Origin of the sequence: Shewanella salipaludis (assembly GCF_012911865.1) — a bacterium.
GTDB classification, from domain to species: Bacteria; Pseudomonadota; Gammaproteobacteria; order Enterobacterales; family Shewanellaceae; genus Shewanella; species Shewanella salipaludis.
Map to the genome: position 1 here is coordinate 108,578 of NZ_JAAXYH010000006.1, position 17,410 is coordinate 125,987.

Here is a 17,410-nt window from a genome sequence, read left to right on the forward strand (position 1 = left end):
AATTCCTGCCCGGTTTCCCGCCTCTCCAGCAACACAATCCAACATTGGCAAACATTTTGCATCATTAGGCTATCATCGGTGGTTATCGTCAATAATTCGACGAATGGGGCTCAATATGCAAATAGGCGCAAATTCATTACTTCAGGAAATGCAGTCACTTAAGGGCGAGATTTCCCCTTCTTTTGCTATTCAGCCCAACATCAGCCAACAGGTCAACAACACCAGCGGCAGCGACTTCGGTCAGCTGCTGTCACAGGCGGTCGGCAATGTCAGCGAGCTGCAGAGTGCTTCGGCTAATTTGGCGACCCGTCTGGATATGGGTGACACCAGCGTGACTCTGTCGGATACTGTCATCGCCCGGGAGAAGGCCGGGGTGGCTTTCGAGGCCACGGTACAGGTAAGAAATCGGTTGGTCGAAGCCTACAAAGAAATTATGAGCATGCCAGTTTAGGCCATGAATAAACCAGATTGCAGGAAGGCGCAGTGAGCACAGAAATTATGGTAGGGTCGGGACTGACAACCGACGATGGAGTTCAGCAGGAGCATAAGTCCGGCGTCATGGGCAGCCTGGGTGGCGTCGATATGATGCGCCAGGTCACCATGATCCTCGCCCTGGCTATCTGCCTGGCGTTGGCCGTGTTCGTCATGCTATGGGCACAGGAACCCGAATATCGTCCGCTGGGCAAGATGGAAACCCAGGAGATGATGCAGGTACTGGATGTGCTCGACAAGAATAAGATCGACTATCAAATCAATGTCGATGTGGTGAGTGTGCCTGAAGACCAATATCAGGCGGTGAAGATGATGCTCAGCCGCGCCGGTATCGACGGGGCGACACAAACCGATGATTATCTGAGCCAGGACAGTGGTTTCGGTGTCAGTCAGCGGATGGAGCAGGCCAGGCTCAAGCATAGCCAGGAGCAGAACCTCGCCCGTGCCATCGAAGAGCTCAAGAGTGTCAGCCGTGCCAAGGTGATCCTGGCATTGCCCAAGGAAAATGTGTTCGCCCGCAATGTCTCCAAGCCCAGCGCCACAGTGGTCATCAGTACCCGCCGTGGCGGTTTGGGCCAGGAAGAAGTCGATGCCATAGTCGACATAGTCGCTTCCGCGGTTCAAGGACTGGAGCCGACCCGGGTGACGGTAACAGATTCCAGTGGTCGCCTGCTCAATTCCGGCAGCCAGGATGGGGCCTCGGCCCGTGCCCGTCGCGAGCTGGAGCTGGTGCAGCAGAAAGAAGCCGAATACCGCAACAAGATAGAATCTATCCTGGTGCCCATCCTGGGCCCGGAGAACTTCACCTCGCAAGTCGATGTCAGCATGGATTTCACCGCTGTCGAACAAACGGCCAAGCGTTTCAATCCGGATTTACCGTCGCTGCGCAGCGAAATGACAGTCGAGAATAACAGTTCGGTCGGCACCAGTGGCGGCATCCCCGGCGCCTTGTCCAACCAGCCGCCGATGGAATCCGATATCCCCCAGCAAGCCACCGAAGCGGCCGCAACCCAGGTGGCATCGGGCAACTCCCACAAAGAAGCCACCCGTAACTTCGAGCTGGATACCACCATCAGCCATACCCGTCAGCAGGTAGGGGTGGTGCGCCGTGTCAGTGTGTCGGTTGCCATAGACTTCAAACCCGGCGCCGTAGGCGAGAATGGTCAGGTGACCCGGGTGGCGCGTACCGAGCAGGAGCTGAGCAATATCCGCCGCCTGTTGGAAGGCGCTGTCGGTTTCAGTGGCCAGCGTGGTGACATATTGGAGGTGGTTACCGTGCCCTTCATGGATCAGTTGGTGGAAGAGATGCCGGCTCCGGAATTGTGGGAGCAGCCCTGGTTCTGGCGGGCGGTGAAACTGGCCTTGGGCGCATTGGTTATCTTAACCCTGATCATATTCGTGGTGCGCCCCATGCTGAAGCGCCTCATCTATCCGGACAGCATCAATATGCCGGACGATCCTAGGATGGGCCATGAGCTTGCCGAAATCGAAGATCAATACGCGGCCGATACCCTGGGCATGTTGAATACCAAGGAAGCCGAGTACAGTTATGCCGACGATGGTTCGATACTGATCCCTAATCTGCGCAAAGATGATGATATGATTAAGGCCATTCGCGCCTTGGTGGCGAATGAGCCTGAATTATCGACACAAGTCGTGAAAACCTGGTTACAAGACAATGGCTGAAATAAAAGAAGCAGTTAAAGGCTCGGGCTTTAACATAGACAATATGACGGGGATTGAGAAGACCGCCATCTTACTGCTGAGCCTGAGCGAAGCGGATGCGGCATCGATCCTGAAACACCTTGAGCCCAAGCAAGTGCAGAAGGTCGGCATGGCGATGGCGGCGATGGAGGACTTCGGTCAGGAAAAAGTCATAGGGGTACATAAGCTCTTCCTGGATGACATCCAGAAGTATTCCTCCATCGGCTTCAACAGCGAAGAATTCGTGCGTAAGGCATTGACCGCGGCGCTCGGCGAGGACAAGGCCGGAAACCTCATAGAACAGATCATCATGGGCAGCGGTGCCAAGGGACTGGATTCCTTGAAGTGGATGGATGCGCGTCAGGTGGCGACCATCATCCAGAATGAGCACCCGCAGATCCAAACCATAGTGCTGTCATACCTGGAGCCGGATCAGGCGGCAGAAATCTTCGGCCAGTTCCCGGAGAATACCCGTTTGGATCTCATGATGCGTATCGCCAATCTGGAAGAAGTCCAGCCGGCGGCGTTGCAGGAGCTCAACGACATCATGGAGAAACAGTTTGCCGGCCAGGGCGGGGCCCAGGCGGCCAAGATGGGCGGTTTGAAGGCGGCGGCCAGCATAATGAACTACCTGGATACCGGGGTAGAGAGCCAGCTGATGGAGACCATGCGCGAGTCCGACGAAGAGATGGCGCAGCAGATCCAGGATCTTATGTTTGTCTTTGAAAATCTTATCGATGTCGACGATCGGGGCATTCAGGCATTGCTGCGTGAAGTGCAGCAGGATATTCTGATGAAGGCGCTCAAAGGGGCCGACGATCAGCTCAAGGAAAAATTGCTCGGGAATATGTCCAAACGGGCAGCAGAATTGCTTAGGGACGATCTTGATGCCATGGGACCTATTCGCATCAGCGAAGTCGAAATTGCCCAGAAAGAGATCCTTTCCATCGCCCGTCGCCTCAGCGACAGCGGTGAGATCATGTTGGGCGGTGGCGGCGGAGACGAGTTCCTCTAAAAGACGTTAAGGGGCAGCAGATGACACCAGATACAGAAGATGAATTCAGCCATTGGCAACTGCCGGATATCACCTCGGAGCAGACCGATGAACCGTCAAATTTATTCGGTAAATTTGGCAAGGCCCATGTGAGGGAGGCCCAGTCCGAGACTGTCCTGCCGCCGACCATGGCCGAAATCGAAGCCATACGAGTTCAGGCTGAGCAGGAAGGTTTCGCCGAAGGCAAGCAAGAGGGCCATAGCGCCGGGCTGGAACAGGGCCGACTCGAAGGCCTGGAACAAGGTCATGCCCAGGGATTGGAGCAGGGGCAACAGCAAGGCTTCGAGGCAGGTATGGCCGAAGCCAAAGTCATGTTGGCGCGTTTCGATAGCCTATTGACGCAATTCGAGCAGCCCTTGGCCGTTCTCGATGCCGACATAGAAGCCGAATTGATGTCTCTGTCTATGTCTTTGGCCAGGGCCGTCATAGGTCATGAACTTAAAACCCATCCGGAACACATACTGGCAGCCTTGCGCCAGGGCATAGATGCACTGCCGATTAAGGAGCAGTCGGTGTCGCTGCGGCTGCATCCGGACGATGCGGCCCTGGTCAACGATGTCTATTCCCAGGCCCAGCTCGAGCGCAACAAGTGGCAAATAGATGAAGATCCCAGTTTGCAACCGGGCGATTGCATCCTCGACAGCCGGCGCTCCTTGGTGGATATGCGCCTGGAGAGTCGCATAGATACGGTATTCGAGCCGCTGCGTCAGCAGCGTGCCCATCTGCAACAGGAAATACAGCAGCATAAAGAGGCGCAGGCCAATAGCGCCGCCCAGGTGACGCCTTCCCTGACGGCAGACGCCGCCATGCAAGATGCCGAGGCCGCCGATGCTGATGTTCCCGATGCCAATGATCTGCAAACCAATGATCTGCAAACCAATGATGCGCAAGCAATAGCTCAGGCTTCCGCTCACCCCCCTCAGGCAACAGGTAACGGCCAAGATGCAAAATCGAACTCACAGGCTGCTGCGTAAGGTCAAACTGCACACTGACAAGGTGCCGCCGTTTCGCCCCGTCGCCAGCGGTCAGTTGGTGCGCGTGGTCGGCCTGACCCTGGAAGCCAGCGGCTGCCGGGCCCCGGTCGGTAGCCTATGCGCCATAGAAACCATGGTGGGTGAATTGATCGCCGAAGTCATAGGCTTCGACGATCAGCTGTTGTACCTGATGCCGATTGAGGAACTCAGGGGCGTGTTGCCGGGTGCCAGGGTGAGCCCGCTGGGTGAGCAAGCCGGACTGAAAGTCGGACTGTCACTGCTCGGACGGGTATTGGACGGCAATGGGGTGCCCCTGGATGGTCAGGGCCCCTTGCAGACGGATCAATACGCGCCCAGACATAGCCCGGCGATCAACCCCCTGTCCAGGCGGGCTATCAGTGAGCCGCTCGACGTCGGGGTGCGCGCCATCAACGCTATGCTGACCGTGGGCAAGGGCCAACGCATGGGGCTGTTCGCCGGCTCGGGCGTGGGCAAGAGCGTACTGTTGGGCATGATGACCCGGGGTACCACGGCCGACATCATAGTGGTCGGCTTGGTGGGTGAACGTGGCCGCGAAGTCAAAGAATTTATCGAAGAAATCCTCGGTGAGCAGGGCAGGGCCCGCTCTGTGGTCATCGCCGCCCCGGCCGATACCTCGCCGCTGATGCGCCTGCGGGCCTGTGAAACTTCGACCCGGATTGCCGAATATTTCCGCGATCTTGGCTATAACGTCCTGCTGCTGATGGACAGCCTGACCCGTTACGCCCAGGCCCAGCGGGAAATCGCCCTGGCGGTGGGCGAGCCGCCGGCAACCAAAGGCTATCCGCCTTCGGTGTTTGCCAAGTTGCCGCGTTTGGTGGAACGTGCCGGCAACGGTGGGCCGGGACAGGGATCGATAACGGCCTTCTATACAGTACTGACCGAAGGCGACGATCAGCAAGATCCCATAGCCGATGCGTCGCGGGCGATCCTCGATGGCCACATAGTCCTGTCGCGGGCATTGGCCGACTCGGGTCATTATCCGGCGATCGACATAGAAGCCTCTATCAGCCGGGTCGCCCCCATGGTGATCCCCAATGAGCACCTGGAGGCGATGCGCAAGGTGAAACAAACCTATTCCCTTTACCAACAGAATAAAGACCTTATTTCCATTGGTGCCTATGCCCAGGGCAGCGATGCCCGCATAGATAATGCCATTCGGTTGCAACCTGCGATGAATGCCTTCCTGCGTCAGACCATGCGCGACGCCCACAGATTCGATGATTGTCAGCTGATGCTGGGGCAACTCGCCGCCCAGTGCAAGGTATAGACGGACCCATGGCGAGACATGCCCCGACCAGAATGCAAGCTCATCCGTGGCAAGCCACGGCCACCCAAAGGATATAGGGACAGCGCTTTATGGCCAAAGATCCTTTATTGACCGTGCTCAAACTCGCCAGCGATGCCGAGGAGCAGGCCGGACTGCAGTTGAAAGCCGCGCAACTGGACTTGCAGAAGCGCCAGGGGCAACTGACGGCGCTGAATAATTACCGCCTCGACTATATGAAGCAGATGGATAGCCAGCTGGGACAGAAGATCAGTGCCAGTAATTACCACCAATTCCACCAATTTATCCGCCAGATAGATGAAGCCATAGTACAGCAGCATAAGCAGGTTAATGAGGCCACGACTCAGACCCAATATCGGCAGCAACATTGGCTGGAGAAACAGCAGAAGCGTAAGGCGGTGGAGTTGTTGCTGGCGAACAAGGCCGACAAGGCCCTGATGCTCGAAGCCAAGCGGGAACAGAAGATGAGCGACGAATTTGCCTCGCAGCAGTTTTATCGCAACCGCAGAAGTTAAACCGCCCGATCCACGAGTGTTGGCATTTTTATTGCTTTAGTTTACCCAAGTATTGTGAATATGGAGCGGTAATTTGACGCTCGCATTCGGACGACATAGGGTCGGAAAAGGGCCACTTCGGGGAATTTCATGCAACAAACGACAAATATCTTGCTTGCCGGCTCGGCAAAAGTGACTCAGTCGCAGGTCAAAAATTCGCAACAACCCAGTGATGCCGAAGCCTTTTCTACCGCCTTGGCGCAAGCCGGCGGCCAGACAGATGCGTCGACTCAGGAGTCCGGGAAGTCTGTGCTTGCCAGGGCTGAGGCCACAGGCCCAATGCAGTCACAAGAGAGGCAGGCCTCAGCCAACCCCGGGTCGGATGAGGAAGACAGCCAAAATGACGACGATATCCAGCTTATTTTCGCCCAGATCAATCTCGCCAAGGAACTGAGACAGCCATCCCAGACTGCCGCTGACGGCGAGAACTTGCCGCTTTCTCCTGGCAATTATGCCGATGCGGCATCGGCGCTGACGCCCGGGCTCAGCCAAGAGAGCATGGCTGTTGCCGGTGGCTCTGCAGATGTTGGTGCAGATGCCGGGACCGAAATGGATGATAAGGTGGCCGGGGAAGCGTCTGAGTCTGTACCGGCACTCGATGGCGACTCTGTCGCAGAGACACAGGTTCTGTCCGGCATGGCCGAAGCCGCCGAACTGCCCATAGCGGCCCAAGGCGCGAGTCCAGAGGCGGGTCAGGGCGCAGACGCAGATGCAGAGCAAATTACATCACAAACTGTACAACACATGCCGCAATCAGCTTCCGGGGCAAACTTGACCTCAGAGTCCAGCCTGGAACCGGCGCCTGCCGGGTCTGGCGCTGGGTTGAGTGCTGGACTGAGCGCCGGCGCAATGGCGACGCCCGAGGTGGCCGATGCCGGGGGCGAGCTCGCAAGTTCGCAAGGGCTGAATCCTGACCCTGGTCCAATGGCTGCCTCGGCGACATCGACCAGAGCCGCCGCCGGGGCCGCGACGACCGCCGCGAGTCCTGGCCTCGAAGCCATGGGTGCCGCCAAGGGTGATGCTGCGCTGGCGATGTCCGGCGTCTCTCAGGAGGCGTCACTCGGCAATGCCGATAAACTGACGGCGATTCAGACCTCGGATAGCGCCGCTCAGCTTAGGGAGGCCAGCCTGTCCGTCGGTTTACTGACCGACGCAGGTGAGGCGCCGGCTGTCGATGGCCAGAACGCTAACCCTGTGGATGCCAAGGCGCTGCAGTTGCAGCACTTGTCGGCCCAAGGTCTTTTGAACCGCAGCGAGCAGGCACAGATGCAGTTGTCTCTGCGCCACGGCGGCGAGCAGGCACCGCAGATGCAGGAGATGATCCAGCGCTTCTCTCCCGTGATGAAACAGCAGTTGATCGCCATGGTCAGCCAGGGCATACAACAGGCAGAGATCCGCCTGGATCCCCCCGAACTTGGGGCCATGATGGTGAAGATCCAGGTGCAGGGCGATCAGACCCAGGTGCAGTTCCATGTGGTGCATCATCAGACCCGGGATCTGGTCGAACAAGCCATTCCCAGACTGAGGGAGTTGTTGTCTGAGCAGGGCATGCAACTGACCGACAGCCAGGTATCCCAGGGCCATGGTCAGCAGGAAAGGCGCGGCTCCGACGACGGCGGTGCGGGCACTGGCCAGGGGCTGGATGAAATTTCAGCAGAAGAGACAGTGTTGAGCCTAAATCAGGCAACAAGTTCGGCTTCGGGTATAGATTATTACGCATAAGCGGGTAACCTATAGGGTCGGCGCCATGCCCCAGGGCGGCCCGATTGCAAGTGAACCCTTTAGAAGTATGACCGAAATTAACTCATGGGTGAATGGAACAGCTAATGGCTGAAGAAGAATCTTTAGAACTTGAAAATACGCAGGACTCTCAGAGTAAGCGCAAACTCATGCTGTTTGCCGGGCTTGGCCTGGTACTGCTGCTTCTCTTGGGCATAGGCCTGTGGCTGCTGCTCGGCGGCGACGATGCCGAATCGGCAGCAGCCGAGGATGCCGGCCAGGAGATAGCCACAGAAGTCGTCGACCCGGGGGAGGCATTCTATGTCGCCATGCCCAGGCCGTTTCTCTTCAATCTTCCCGGTGCCGACAGGGCCAGGTTGGTGGAAATCAAGGTACAGTTGATGGTGCGGGGCAGCAACGACGATGTCCTGGTCAAGAAACACATTCCTTTGGTCGAAGATGCCCTGCTGACCACCTTCAGCAGTGCCGATGTGCAGAAGTTGAGCTCCTTGGTGGGCAAGGACGAGTTGCGTCAGCTGGCGTTGTTGAATGTACAGAATACCCTGCAGCCGGTGACGGGTCGCAAGGTGGTCGAGAAGGTGCTGTTCACAGGTTTTGTGATGCAATGAGTGGTGACTTAGATGGAAAGCAGATTAATCCAGGCAAAGATGCTAAGGCGATATTGTGAGTGATCTATTAAGCCAAGACGAAATTGATGCGCTGTTGCACGGCGTTGACGATGTCGATGACGACGACATAGAGCTCGATGATAGCGATGCCCGCTCCTATGACTTCTCTTCCCAGGACAGGATCGTGCGTGGGCGCATGCCGACCTTGGAAATCGTCAACGAAAGGTTCGCCCGTCACCTGAGGATCAGCATGTTCAACATGATGCGCCGGGCGGCGGAGGTGTCGATCAACGGGGTACAGATGCTCAAGTTTGGTGAGTATGTCCATACCCTGTTCGTCCCTACCAGTCTCAACATGGTGCGTTTCAGTCCGCTCAAGGGCACCGCCTTGATCACCATGGAAGCCAGGCTGGTATTCATACTGGTGGACAATTTCTTCGGCGGTGACGGGCGTTTTCACGCCAAGATTGAAGGCCGGGAATTTACCCCGACCGAGCGGCGGATTGTTCAGCTGTTGCTGAAGATCATTTTTGAAGATTATAAGGAAGCCTGGGCTCCCGTGATGGACGTCGAGTTCGATTACCTCGACTCGGAAGTCAATCCGGCCATGGCCAACATAGTCAGCCCGACGGAAGTGGTAGTGATCAACTCGTTCCACATAGAAGTCGATGGCGGCGGCGGTGACTTTCATATCACCATGCCCTATTCGATGATCGAGCCTATCCGTGAGTTGCTCGATGCCGGGGTACAGAGTGACAAGCAAGACACTGACATGCGCTGGTCCCAGGCGCTGCGTGACGAGATCATGGACGTCAATGTGGGTTTCGACGCCAACGTGGTCGAGCAGGAAGTGACGCTGAAAGATGTGATGAATTTCAAGGCTGGGGATATCATACCCATAGAATTACCCGAATACATCATGATGAAAATTGAAGACTTACCCACCTACAGATGTAAGATGGGCAAGTCCAGAGACAATCTGGCGTTAAAGATCTGTGAGAAGATACCCCGTCCGGAAACAGTCAAAACTGAGCTGCAGCTTGTGACCCGTAAAGGGAAATCCAGAGATATTTCAGAATTATAAGGTAGTAGTGTATGAGTACAGAAGATACAGGTGACGATTGGGCTGCAGCCATGGCAGAGCAGGCGCTGGAAGAGGCCAATGCCATAGGATTGGATGAACTGGTCGATGACTCCAAGCCGATAACGGAAGAGCAGGCGGCCAAGCTGGACACCATCTTGGATATCCCAGTGACCATCTCCATGGAAGTGGGCCGCAGTTTTATCAGCATACGCAACTTGTTGCAGCTCAATCAGGGCTCAGTGGTCGAACTCGACAGGGTTGCCGGCGAGCCGCTGGATGTGATGGTCAATGGGACCCTGATTGCCCACGGTGAAGTCGTGGTGGTGAACGACAAGTTCGGTATCCGTTTGACCGACGTGATCAGCCAGACTGAGCGGATCAAGAAATTGCGCTGACTTAACTCCTGGCCGGCAAGTCATTGCCGCGGCCGGGATCCAGGTGCGTGAATGGGAGCCACCCGCCAAGCGTGGCTGAAATAATAATAAGGACATCCTGGCCGAGTTTCCGCCAGGAACCCATCATCGGGACTGTTTAATGCTCACTCCTGTCATTCTAAGCCTGGCGGCGACGACTTCAGCCGCCGAACATGAGCCATCACAGGTCGCTACCCTGGCCAGCATGCTGGGTGGACTCATCCTAGTCCTGCTGTTGATCTTTGCCCTGGCTTATCTGGTCAGACGCTTTAATCTGGTGCCCGCCAGCCAAGGGGTATTGAAAATCCTGGCGGCGACTTCTCTCGGCACCAAAGAAAAACTCGTGTTGGTCGAAGTCGGGGGCCAGCAGTATTTACTCGGGGTGACGGCGCAGCAAGTCAATCTGATAGACAAGCTGGAAACCGGCGTCGCCATAGGGTCGGATTCATTTGCGACCAAGTTAAGACAAGCGAAGTCAAAATTATGATGAAATGGACACGGACCCTGGCGGTCCTGGGCCTGATGCTGGTGGCTCCGACCGGGTTGGCCGCCGAGGGTATCTTGCCCGCCGTCACTGTGACGACCGGGGCCGATGGTTCGACCCAGTACTCGGTCACCATGCAGATATTGCTGTTGATGACGGCGCTGAGCTTTTTGCCGGCCATGCTCATCATGCTGACCTCCTTCACTCGCATCATAGTGGTGCTCTCGATTCTCAGACAGGCGTTGGGCCTGCAACAGACCCCCTCGAATCAGGTATTGATCGGCATGAGCCTGTTCATGACCTTCTTCATCATGGCGCCCGTGTTTGACAAGATTTACGAACAGGGGGTCAAACCCTATGTCGACGAGACCTTGACGCTGCAACAGGCGTTCGACAACGGCAAGGAGCCGCTGAAACATTTCATGTTGTCCCAGTTGCGCTTGACGGATCTGCAGACCTTCATCGAAATTTCAGGCTATCAGGACATCAAGTCGCCGGAAGAGGCCCCCATGACTGTGGTGATCCCGGCATTCATTACCAGCGAGCTGAAGACGGCATTCCAGATAGGCTTCATGTTGTTCGTGCCCTTTCTGGTGTTGGATCTGGTGGTCGCCAGTATCCTGATGGCCATGGGGATGATGATGTTGTCGCCCATGATAGTTTCCTTGCCCTTCAAGATCATGTTGTTCGTGCTGGTGGATGGTTGGGGCCTGGTGATGGGCACCCTGGCCAACAGTTTCGGCCTCTAGCCAAGGTGAATGCGTTGACGGAGCCGAGATGAGCCCTGAAAGCCGGTTAGTGATATCGGCAAGGCGCCGGCCATCGGTTTTGGTCGCGAGTGAGGTGCTGATGTTTTTTTCGACGGAGCCAAGATGAGCCCAGAATCCCTGATAGATATATTTCGTGAGGCCCTGTCTGTCATCGTCTTGATCGTCTCGGCCGTGGTCTTGCCGGGTCTCGCCATCGGCCTGGTGGTGGCGGTATTTCAGGCTGCGACCTCGATCAACGAACAGACCCTGAGTTTTTTGCCCAGGCTCCTGGTGACGCTGTTCGCCTTGATGTTCCTGGGTCACTGGCTGGTGCAGACGCTGATGGAGTTTTTCATCGAGATGGTGAACCGTATTCCCCAGGTGATAGGGTAAGACGTGGAGTTGCTGTTTGACACCCTATCCCAGACCATAGCGGCTTATATCTGGCCGCTGTTTCGCATCGCCAGCATGTTGATGGTGATGGTCGTCTTCGGCGCCAATACTACCCCTACCAGGGTACGCTTGCTGTTTGCCATGGCGATCACCTTCGCCATAGCGCCGGTATTACCCCCCATGGACAAGGTCGAGTTGTTCGGTTTCAGCGCCGTCTTCATCACGGCGCAACAGATACTGATCGGCACCGCCATGGGCTTCGTGACCCTGATGCTGATGCAGACCTTCGTGTTGACCGGGCAGATCATCGGCATGCAGACCAGTTTGGGCTTCGCCTCCATGGTGGATCCCGGCTCGGGGCAGCAGACCCCAGTGGTAGGTAACTTCTTTCTCTTGCTGGCGACACTGATCTTCCTGGCGGTCGATGGCCATCTGTTGATGATCCGCATGCTGGTGGCCAGCTTCGAGACGATTCCCATCGGCAACCAAGGCATAGATATCAGCAGCTATCGGGCGTTGGCCGAATGGGGTTCATACATGTTTGGTGCCGCACTGACCATGTCCTTGTCGGCGATCATCGCCTTGCTCTTGGTTAACCTCTCTTTCGGTGTCATGACCCGCGCCGCGCCGCAGCTGAACATCTTCGCCATAGGTTTCCCCGTCACCATGGTGGGAGGCCTGTTGATCCTTTGGCTGACCCTGACCCCCATAATGGCGCATTTCGATGAGGTCTGGCGTACGGCCCAGTTGCTCTTATGCGACATGCTACATTTGCAATGTTCCAAGGACGCAGTCCTATGATGGCCTTTGTCATGGCAGCTATGTTTGATGAAGTCTGGCGTGCGGCCCAGTTGCTCTTATGCGACATGTTGCACTTGCAATGCTTCAAGGACGCTGTCCTATGATGGCCCTTATCATGGCACCTATGTTTGATGAAGTCTGGCGTGCGGCCCAGTTGCTCTTATGCGACATGCTGCATTTGCAATGTTCCAAGGACGCAGTCCTGTGATGGGTTGTATCGGGTCATTGAACTGGAGTTGCCGTCATGGCTGATAACGACAGCAGTCAGGAACGTACCGAGGAGGCCACCAGTAGGCGACTGGAGCAGGCCCGTGAGAAAGGCCAGGTCGCCCGCTCCAAAGAACTCGGTACCGCCGCCGTGCTGCTCGCCGCCGCCGTGGGCTTTTCCATGACGGGACCGGCGCTGGCCCAGAGTCTGTCGAGGATCATGACCCAGGTGCTCACCATGGAGCGGGCACAGATATTCGATACCAACTCCATGTACCGGGTCTGGGGTGTCGTCGGCAGTGAATTGACCCTGCCGATGCTGAGTTTCATCGGCATGCTCGCCGTGGTGGCTTTTCTGGGCAATATAGTGCTCGGTGGATTGAGTTTTTCGACCAAGGCCTTCATGCCCAAGGGCAGCAAGATGAATCCCATGAATGGCTTCAAGCGCATGTTCGGCACCCAGGCCCTGGTGGAGCTGACCAAGGGCATAGCCAAGTTTTCTGTCATCGCCCTGTCGGCCTATCTGCTGCTCAGCTTCTATTTCAACGATCTTCTCATGCTGTCGGCGGACCACCTGCCGGGCAATGTGTATCATGCCCTGGATCTGCTGGTGTGGATGTTTATCCTGCTGTGCTCATCTATGTTGCTCATCGTCGCCATAGACGTGCCATTCCAGATCTGGAATCACAATAAACAGCTGAAGATGACCAAGCAGGAGGTCAAAGACGAATATAAGGACACCGAGGGCAAACCCGAGGTCAAGGGGCGCATCCGGCAGATGCAGCGCGAAATGGCTCAGCGCAAGATGATGAGTGAAGTGCCCAATGCCGACGTGATAGTGGTTAACCCCGAGCATTATGCCGTGGCGGTGAAATACGATGTGACACGTTCGGCGGCGCCTTTCGTGATAGCCAAGGGGGTGGATGAGGTGGCCTTCAAAATTCGGGAAATTGCCAGGGAGCATAAGGTGGCCATAGTCTCGGCGCCGCCGCTCGCCAGGGCGATATACCACACCACCAAGTTGGATCAGCAGGTGCCCGAGGGCTTGTTTACCGCCGTCGCCCAGGTGCTGGCCTATGTGTTCCAGCTAAGGCAATATCAGAAGGGCCGCGGCCGTAAGCCCTTGCCCATACCGCTCAACCAACCCATTCCGGATGAATTGAAGCATTGAGACTGAGGCCGGACTTGTCCTGGGCGCGTTCTAGCCGGGGGATCAGGCTAAGCGGGTTGCCGCTACCCCTGGCTGTTTTTACGGCTGAAACCGCGAATCGAATATAAATCTGGCGTGCTTTTTGCTTTAAGGTTGTTATGCGTCAAAGTTTAGGTTAACTGTGAATGGATGTTAAAGCGACCCTGGGTCAGATAAAACAAATAAGACCTGCCACCTTTAAGGGGATAGGCACGCCTCTGTTGGTGCTCGCGGCACTGGCCATGGTGGTGTTGCCTATTCCGCCATTCCTGCTCGACATCTTGTTTTCCTTTAATATCGCCCTGGCACTGGTGGTGCTGCTGGTGTCCATTTACAGCGACAGGCCGCTGGATTTCGCCGCCTTTCCGACGGTGCTGCTGGTGGCGACCCTGCTCAGGTTGGCGCTTAATGTCGCCTCGACCCGGGTGGTGTTGCTCGAGGGTCACAACGGCGGTGATGCCGCGGGTAAAGTCATCGAAGCCTTCGGCTCTGTGGTGATCGGCGGTAACTATGCCGTGGGCCTGGTGGTCTTCCTCATTCTCATCATCATCAACTTCGCCGTGGTGACCAAGGGTGCCGGGCGTATCTCGGAGGTGAGTGCCCGCTTTACCCTGGATGCCATGCCGGGCAAGCAGATGGCCATAGATGCCGATCTCAATGCCGGCACTCTGAATCAGGAGCAGGCCAGGATACGGCGCGCCGAAGTGACCCGTGAGGCCGACTTCTACGGTGCCATGGACGGTGCTTCAAAATTTGTTAAGGGTGATGCCATCGCGGGTATCATGATCTTGGTCATCAACATACTGGGTGGTTTCGTCATAGGCATAGCCCAGCATGGGTTGAGCTTCTCCGATGCCATGGAGATCTATACCCTGCTGACCATAGGTGACGGTCTGGTGGCACAGATCCCCGGACTCTTGCTCTCGATTGCCGCCGCCCTGATGGTGACGCGTCAGAACGAGTCGGGTGATATGGGCCAGATGGTGATGAGTCAGATGTTTGACAGCCCCAAGTCGATGGCGATCGCCTCCGGGGTGTTATTCGTCATGGGGCTGGTGCCCGGCATGCCGCATCTGGCCTTCCTGGCATTCGCCCTCTGCACCGCAGGCGGCGCGTATTTCATCAATAAACGCAATAATGCCAAACGCACTCAGGCATTGGCGCTGGCCCAACAGGGGCCGACCGAGAAACTGGATAAAGAACCCAAGGACCTGAGCTGGGACGACGTGCGCCATGTGGATACCATCGGCCTGGAGGTGGGTTATCGGCTGATCCCTCTGGTGGATAAGGGCCAGGGCGGCGAGTTGTTGGGGCGGATAAAAGGGGTACGCAAGAAACTGTCCCAGGAGCTGGGTTTCCTGGTGCCTGCGGTGCACATACGTGACAATCTCGACCTGTCGCCCAACGTCTATCGCATCTCTCTCATGGGGGTGGTGGTCGGTGAAGCCGAGGTGCGCCACGATTGCGAGCTGGCGATCAATCCGGGTCAGGTTTATGGCAAGCTCGATGGCATAGAGACCAAAGATCCCGCCTTCGGCCTGGAGGCCGTATGGATAGCCCCGGAACAAAGGGAACACGCCCAGACCCTGGGGTACACAGTGGTGGACGCAGCGACAGTGATCGCCACTCATATCAGTCAGTTACTCACCAACAATGCCGCCAAGCTGCTGGGTTACGAAGAAGTGCAGCAGCTGATGGACATGCTGGGTAAACATTCGCCCAAGCTGGTCGATGGTTTCGTGCCGGATGTGATGCCGCTGGGCAGCGTGGTGAAGGTCATGCAGAACCTCCTCAATGAAGGGGTGTCGGTGCGGGATCTGCGCACCATAGTCCAGACCCTGCTGGAGTATGGCACCAAGAGCAATGATACCGAAGTCTTGACTGCTGCCGTGCGTATCGCCCTGAAACGCATGATAGTGCAGGAGATCTCCGGTCCAGAGTTGGAAATTCCTGTCATAACTTTGGCGCCAGAGTTGGAACAGATGTTGCATCAGTCTATGCAGGCAACCGGTGGCGAGGGGCCGAATATCGAACCAGGCCTTGCAGAGCGCATGCAGCAGTCACTCGCTGACGCGGCGCAGAAGCAGGAAATGGTCGGTCAACCTGCCATATTGTTGACGTCGGGTATGTTGCGAGCCACATTGTCACGCTTCGTGAAGTATACCATTCCAAATCTCAGGGTGATTTCCTACCAGGAGATCCCAGATGAGAAGCAGATACGCATAGTATCCGCAGTCGGTCAGTAGAGGGTGCGTAATTGAAGATTAAACGTTTTTTTGCCAAGGATATGCGTGCCGCGCTGGCCCAGGTCAAGGAGACCTTAGGCTCGGATGCGGTGATCATGTCGAACAAGAAAGTCACGGGTGGCATAGAAATTGTGGCTGCTGTCGACTATGACGAACCCAAGGCCAACATCAAGACCCAGTCGGCCGTATCCAGTTTGCTGGACATAGGTGACGACAAGGTTTCGCTGGGCAATCAACCTGTCCGGGCCCAGAGCAGGATCAATGCCCCAGCTGCCCCGGATTCGCTGCAGGCCTTGCTGGAGAAACAGCAGAGCCGCCTGACTCAGCAGTTGTCGCAACAGCAGGAAGAGTTGGATATGCCGGCCTGGGCCAAGGAGTTGCAGACCCCGGCCGCCCCTAAGGTCGCGGCCCGTGAGCCTCAGTCAGGTTTCGAGCGCCAGCATAAGGGCAACAGCAAACCCAGCGCCGAGTTGGACGCCATGCGCGACGAGCTGGCTTCACTGCGAAGTCTGTTGACCCATCAAGTGTCTTCCCTGATGAATGAGCAGAAGAAGCGCACGGATCCCGTCGGTGCCATGCTGGAAACCAAGCTGCTCGAAGCCGAGTTTTCTCCTGCGGTCGCAGGCAAACTCGCCGCTCTGAGCCAGCATTACTCTCCGGCCGAATTGGTTAACGCCTTGCCCCAGAGTCTGGCCAATATGCTCGACAATCAGGGGGATGACATAGTCCGCCAGGGCGGGGTAGTGGCCTTGGTAGGCCCCACTGGGGTGGGCAAGACCACCTCGCTGGCGAAACTGGCGGCGCGTTTCGCCGCCCACCATGGCGCCGACCAGGTTGCCCTCATTACCACGGATCATTATCGCATCGGAGCCTTTGAGCAATTGGCGACTTATGGCAAAATAATGGGCTGTCCGGTAAAACAGGCTCACGACTTGGGTGAGTTGGAACAAATTCTTTACCAGTTCAGGAACCGCAAGTTAGTCTTGATAGATACCGCCGGCATGGGCCAGCGGGATATGCGGCTTTATCAGCAACTCGACAATTTGACTGCAAATACCAGGATACCGATACGCAGTTATCTGGTACTGTCTGCAACAGGGCAGCGCCGGGTGTTGCAGGATGCGGTGGATCACTTCAAGCGCATTCCCTTGTCGGGGGCCGTGCTCACTAAGCTCGACGAGTCAGTCTCCTTGGCTGGCGCCTTGAGTGTTTTGATCCAAAGTGGGTTACCATTGAGTTATGTGACTGATGGTCAAAGAGTTCCTGAAGATATGCAGGTAGCGGATACCCTGGCTCTGGCGCAGCAAGCCTTGACAGCGTTGAACAATACCGAACAACAATCGTTACATGACAAAAGCTGGTCAGAAAATATGACCCGTGCATTTGAGTAG

17 protein-coding genes are annotated in these 17,410 nt (G+C 56.4%); all 17 read left to right on the plus strand.

What is annotated here, in order from left to right; all coding sequences use genetic code 11:
* The first annotated feature begins 115 nt into the window (after positions 1–115).
* The 17 genes from fliE to flhF all read left to right on the plus strand — a co-directional run bounded on the left by fliE (position 116) and on the right by flhF (position 17,410).
* A complete protein-coding gene (fliE, locus tag HC757_RS10260) occupies positions 116–451 on the plus strand; it encodes a flagellar hook-basal body complex protein FliE (RefSeq protein WP_169564249.1) in 336 nt (111 codons plus the stop codon).
* A 47-nt stretch (positions 452–498) separates the two neighbouring features.
* Positions 499–2,178 (plus strand): flagellar basal-body MS-ring/collar protein FliF, encoded by a 1,680-nt coding sequence (gene fliF, locus HC757_RS10265; RefSeq protein ID WP_211164374.1) that lies wholly within the window; start codon positions 499–501, stop codon positions 2,176–2,178.
* Positions 2,171–3,211 carry a flagellar motor switch protein FliG gene (gene fliG, locus HC757_RS10270; RefSeq protein ID WP_169564250.1) on the plus strand — a complete coding sequence of 347 codons (1,041 nt, stop codon included), beginning with the start codon at positions 2,171–2,173 and terminating at the stop codon, positions 3,209–3,211. The genes fliF and fliG overlap by 8 nt, the downstream gene beginning before the upstream one ends.
* A 20-nt stretch (positions 3,212–3,231) precedes the next feature.
* Positions 3,232–4,224: a flagellar assembly protein FliH gene (gene fliH, locus HC757_RS10275; protein ID WP_169564251.1), complete on the plus strand. Its 993-nt coding sequence runs from the start codon at positions 3,232–3,234 to the stop codon at positions 4,222–4,224.
* Complete coding sequence (gene fliI, locus HC757_RS10280; protein ID WP_169564252.1) at positions 4,193–5,533, plus strand: flagellar protein export ATPase FliI; 1,341 nt, start codon at positions 4,193–4,195, stop codon at positions 5,531–5,533. Before fliH ends, fliI begins: the two co-directional genes overlap by 32 nt.
* An 89-nt stretch (positions 5,534–5,622) precedes the next feature.
* Positions 5,623–6,066, plus strand: a complete 444-nt coding sequence (fliJ, locus tag HC757_RS10285) for a flagellar export protein FliJ (protein ID WP_169564253.1) — start codon at positions 5,623–5,625, stop codon at positions 6,064–6,066.
* Positions 6,067–6,195: 129 nt separating this feature from the next.
* Positions 6,196–7,827 (plus strand): flagellar hook-length control protein FliK, encoded by a 1,632-nt coding sequence (locus tag HC757_RS10290; RefSeq protein ID WP_169564254.1) that lies wholly within the window; start codon positions 6,196–6,198, stop codon positions 7,825–7,827.
* A gap of 104 nt (positions 7,828–7,931) precedes the next feature.
* Entirely contained in the window at positions 7,932–8,453 is a 522-nt protein-coding gene (gene fliL / locus HC757_RS10295; protein WP_169564255.1) for a flagellar basal body-associated protein FliL, read from the plus strand.
* Between the two features lie 55 nt (positions 8,454–8,508).
* Entirely contained in the window at positions 8,509–9,537 is a 1,029-nt protein-coding gene (gene fliM, locus HC757_RS10300; protein WP_169564256.1) for a flagellar motor switch protein FliM, read from the plus strand.
* 11 nt (positions 9,538–9,548) lie between these two features.
* On the plus strand, positions 9,549–9,932 hold the full coding sequence (gene fliN, locus HC757_RS10305) for a flagellar motor switch protein FliN (protein ID WP_169564257.1): 384 nt from the start codon (positions 9,549–9,551) through the stop codon (positions 9,930–9,932).
* Positions 9,933–10,071: 139 nt separating this feature from the next.
* Positions 10,072–10,437 (plus strand): flagellar biosynthetic protein FliO, encoded by a 366-nt coding sequence (gene fliO / locus HC757_RS10310; RefSeq protein WP_169564258.1) that lies wholly within the window; start codon positions 10,072–10,074, stop codon positions 10,435–10,437.
* A complete protein-coding gene (gene fliP, locus HC757_RS10315) occupies positions 10,437–11,183 on the plus strand; it encodes a flagellar type III secretion system pore protein FliP (protein ID WP_169564385.1) in 747 nt (248 codons plus the stop codon). The genes fliO and fliP overlap by 1 nt, the downstream gene beginning before the upstream one ends.
* 123 nt (positions 11,184–11,306) lie before the next feature.
* The gene (gene fliQ, locus HC757_RS10320) at positions 11,307–11,576 is read left to right on the plus strand and encodes a flagellar biosynthesis protein FliQ (RefSeq protein ID WP_169564259.1); all 270 of its coding nucleotides are present in this window, start codon (positions 11,307–11,309) and stop codon (positions 11,574–11,576) included.
* Positions 11,577–11,579: 3 nt separating this feature from the next.
* On the plus strand, positions 11,580–12,377 hold the full coding sequence (gene fliR / locus HC757_RS10325; RefSeq protein WP_169564260.1) for a flagellar biosynthetic protein FliR: 798 nt from the start codon (positions 11,580–11,582) through the stop codon (positions 12,375–12,377).
* 244 nt (positions 12,378–12,621) lie between these two features.
* The gene (gene flhB / locus HC757_RS10330; protein WP_169564261.1) at positions 12,622–13,755 is read left to right on the plus strand and encodes a flagellar biosynthesis protein FlhB; all 1,134 of its coding nucleotides are present in this window, start codon (positions 12,622–12,624) and stop codon (positions 13,753–13,755) included.
* A 164-nt stretch (positions 13,756–13,919) separates the two neighbouring features.
* Complete coding sequence (flhA, locus tag HC757_RS10335) at positions 13,920–16,019, plus strand: flagellar biosynthesis protein FlhA (RefSeq protein ID WP_169564262.1); 2,100 nt, start codon at positions 13,920–13,922, stop codon at positions 16,017–16,019.
* A gap of 11 nt (positions 16,020–16,030) precedes the next feature.
* Positions 16,031–17,410, plus strand: coding sequence for a flagellar biosynthesis GTPase FlhF (flhF, locus tag HC757_RS10340; RefSeq protein ID WP_169564263.1), 1,380 nt, complete (start codon positions 16,031–16,033; stop codon positions 17,408–17,410).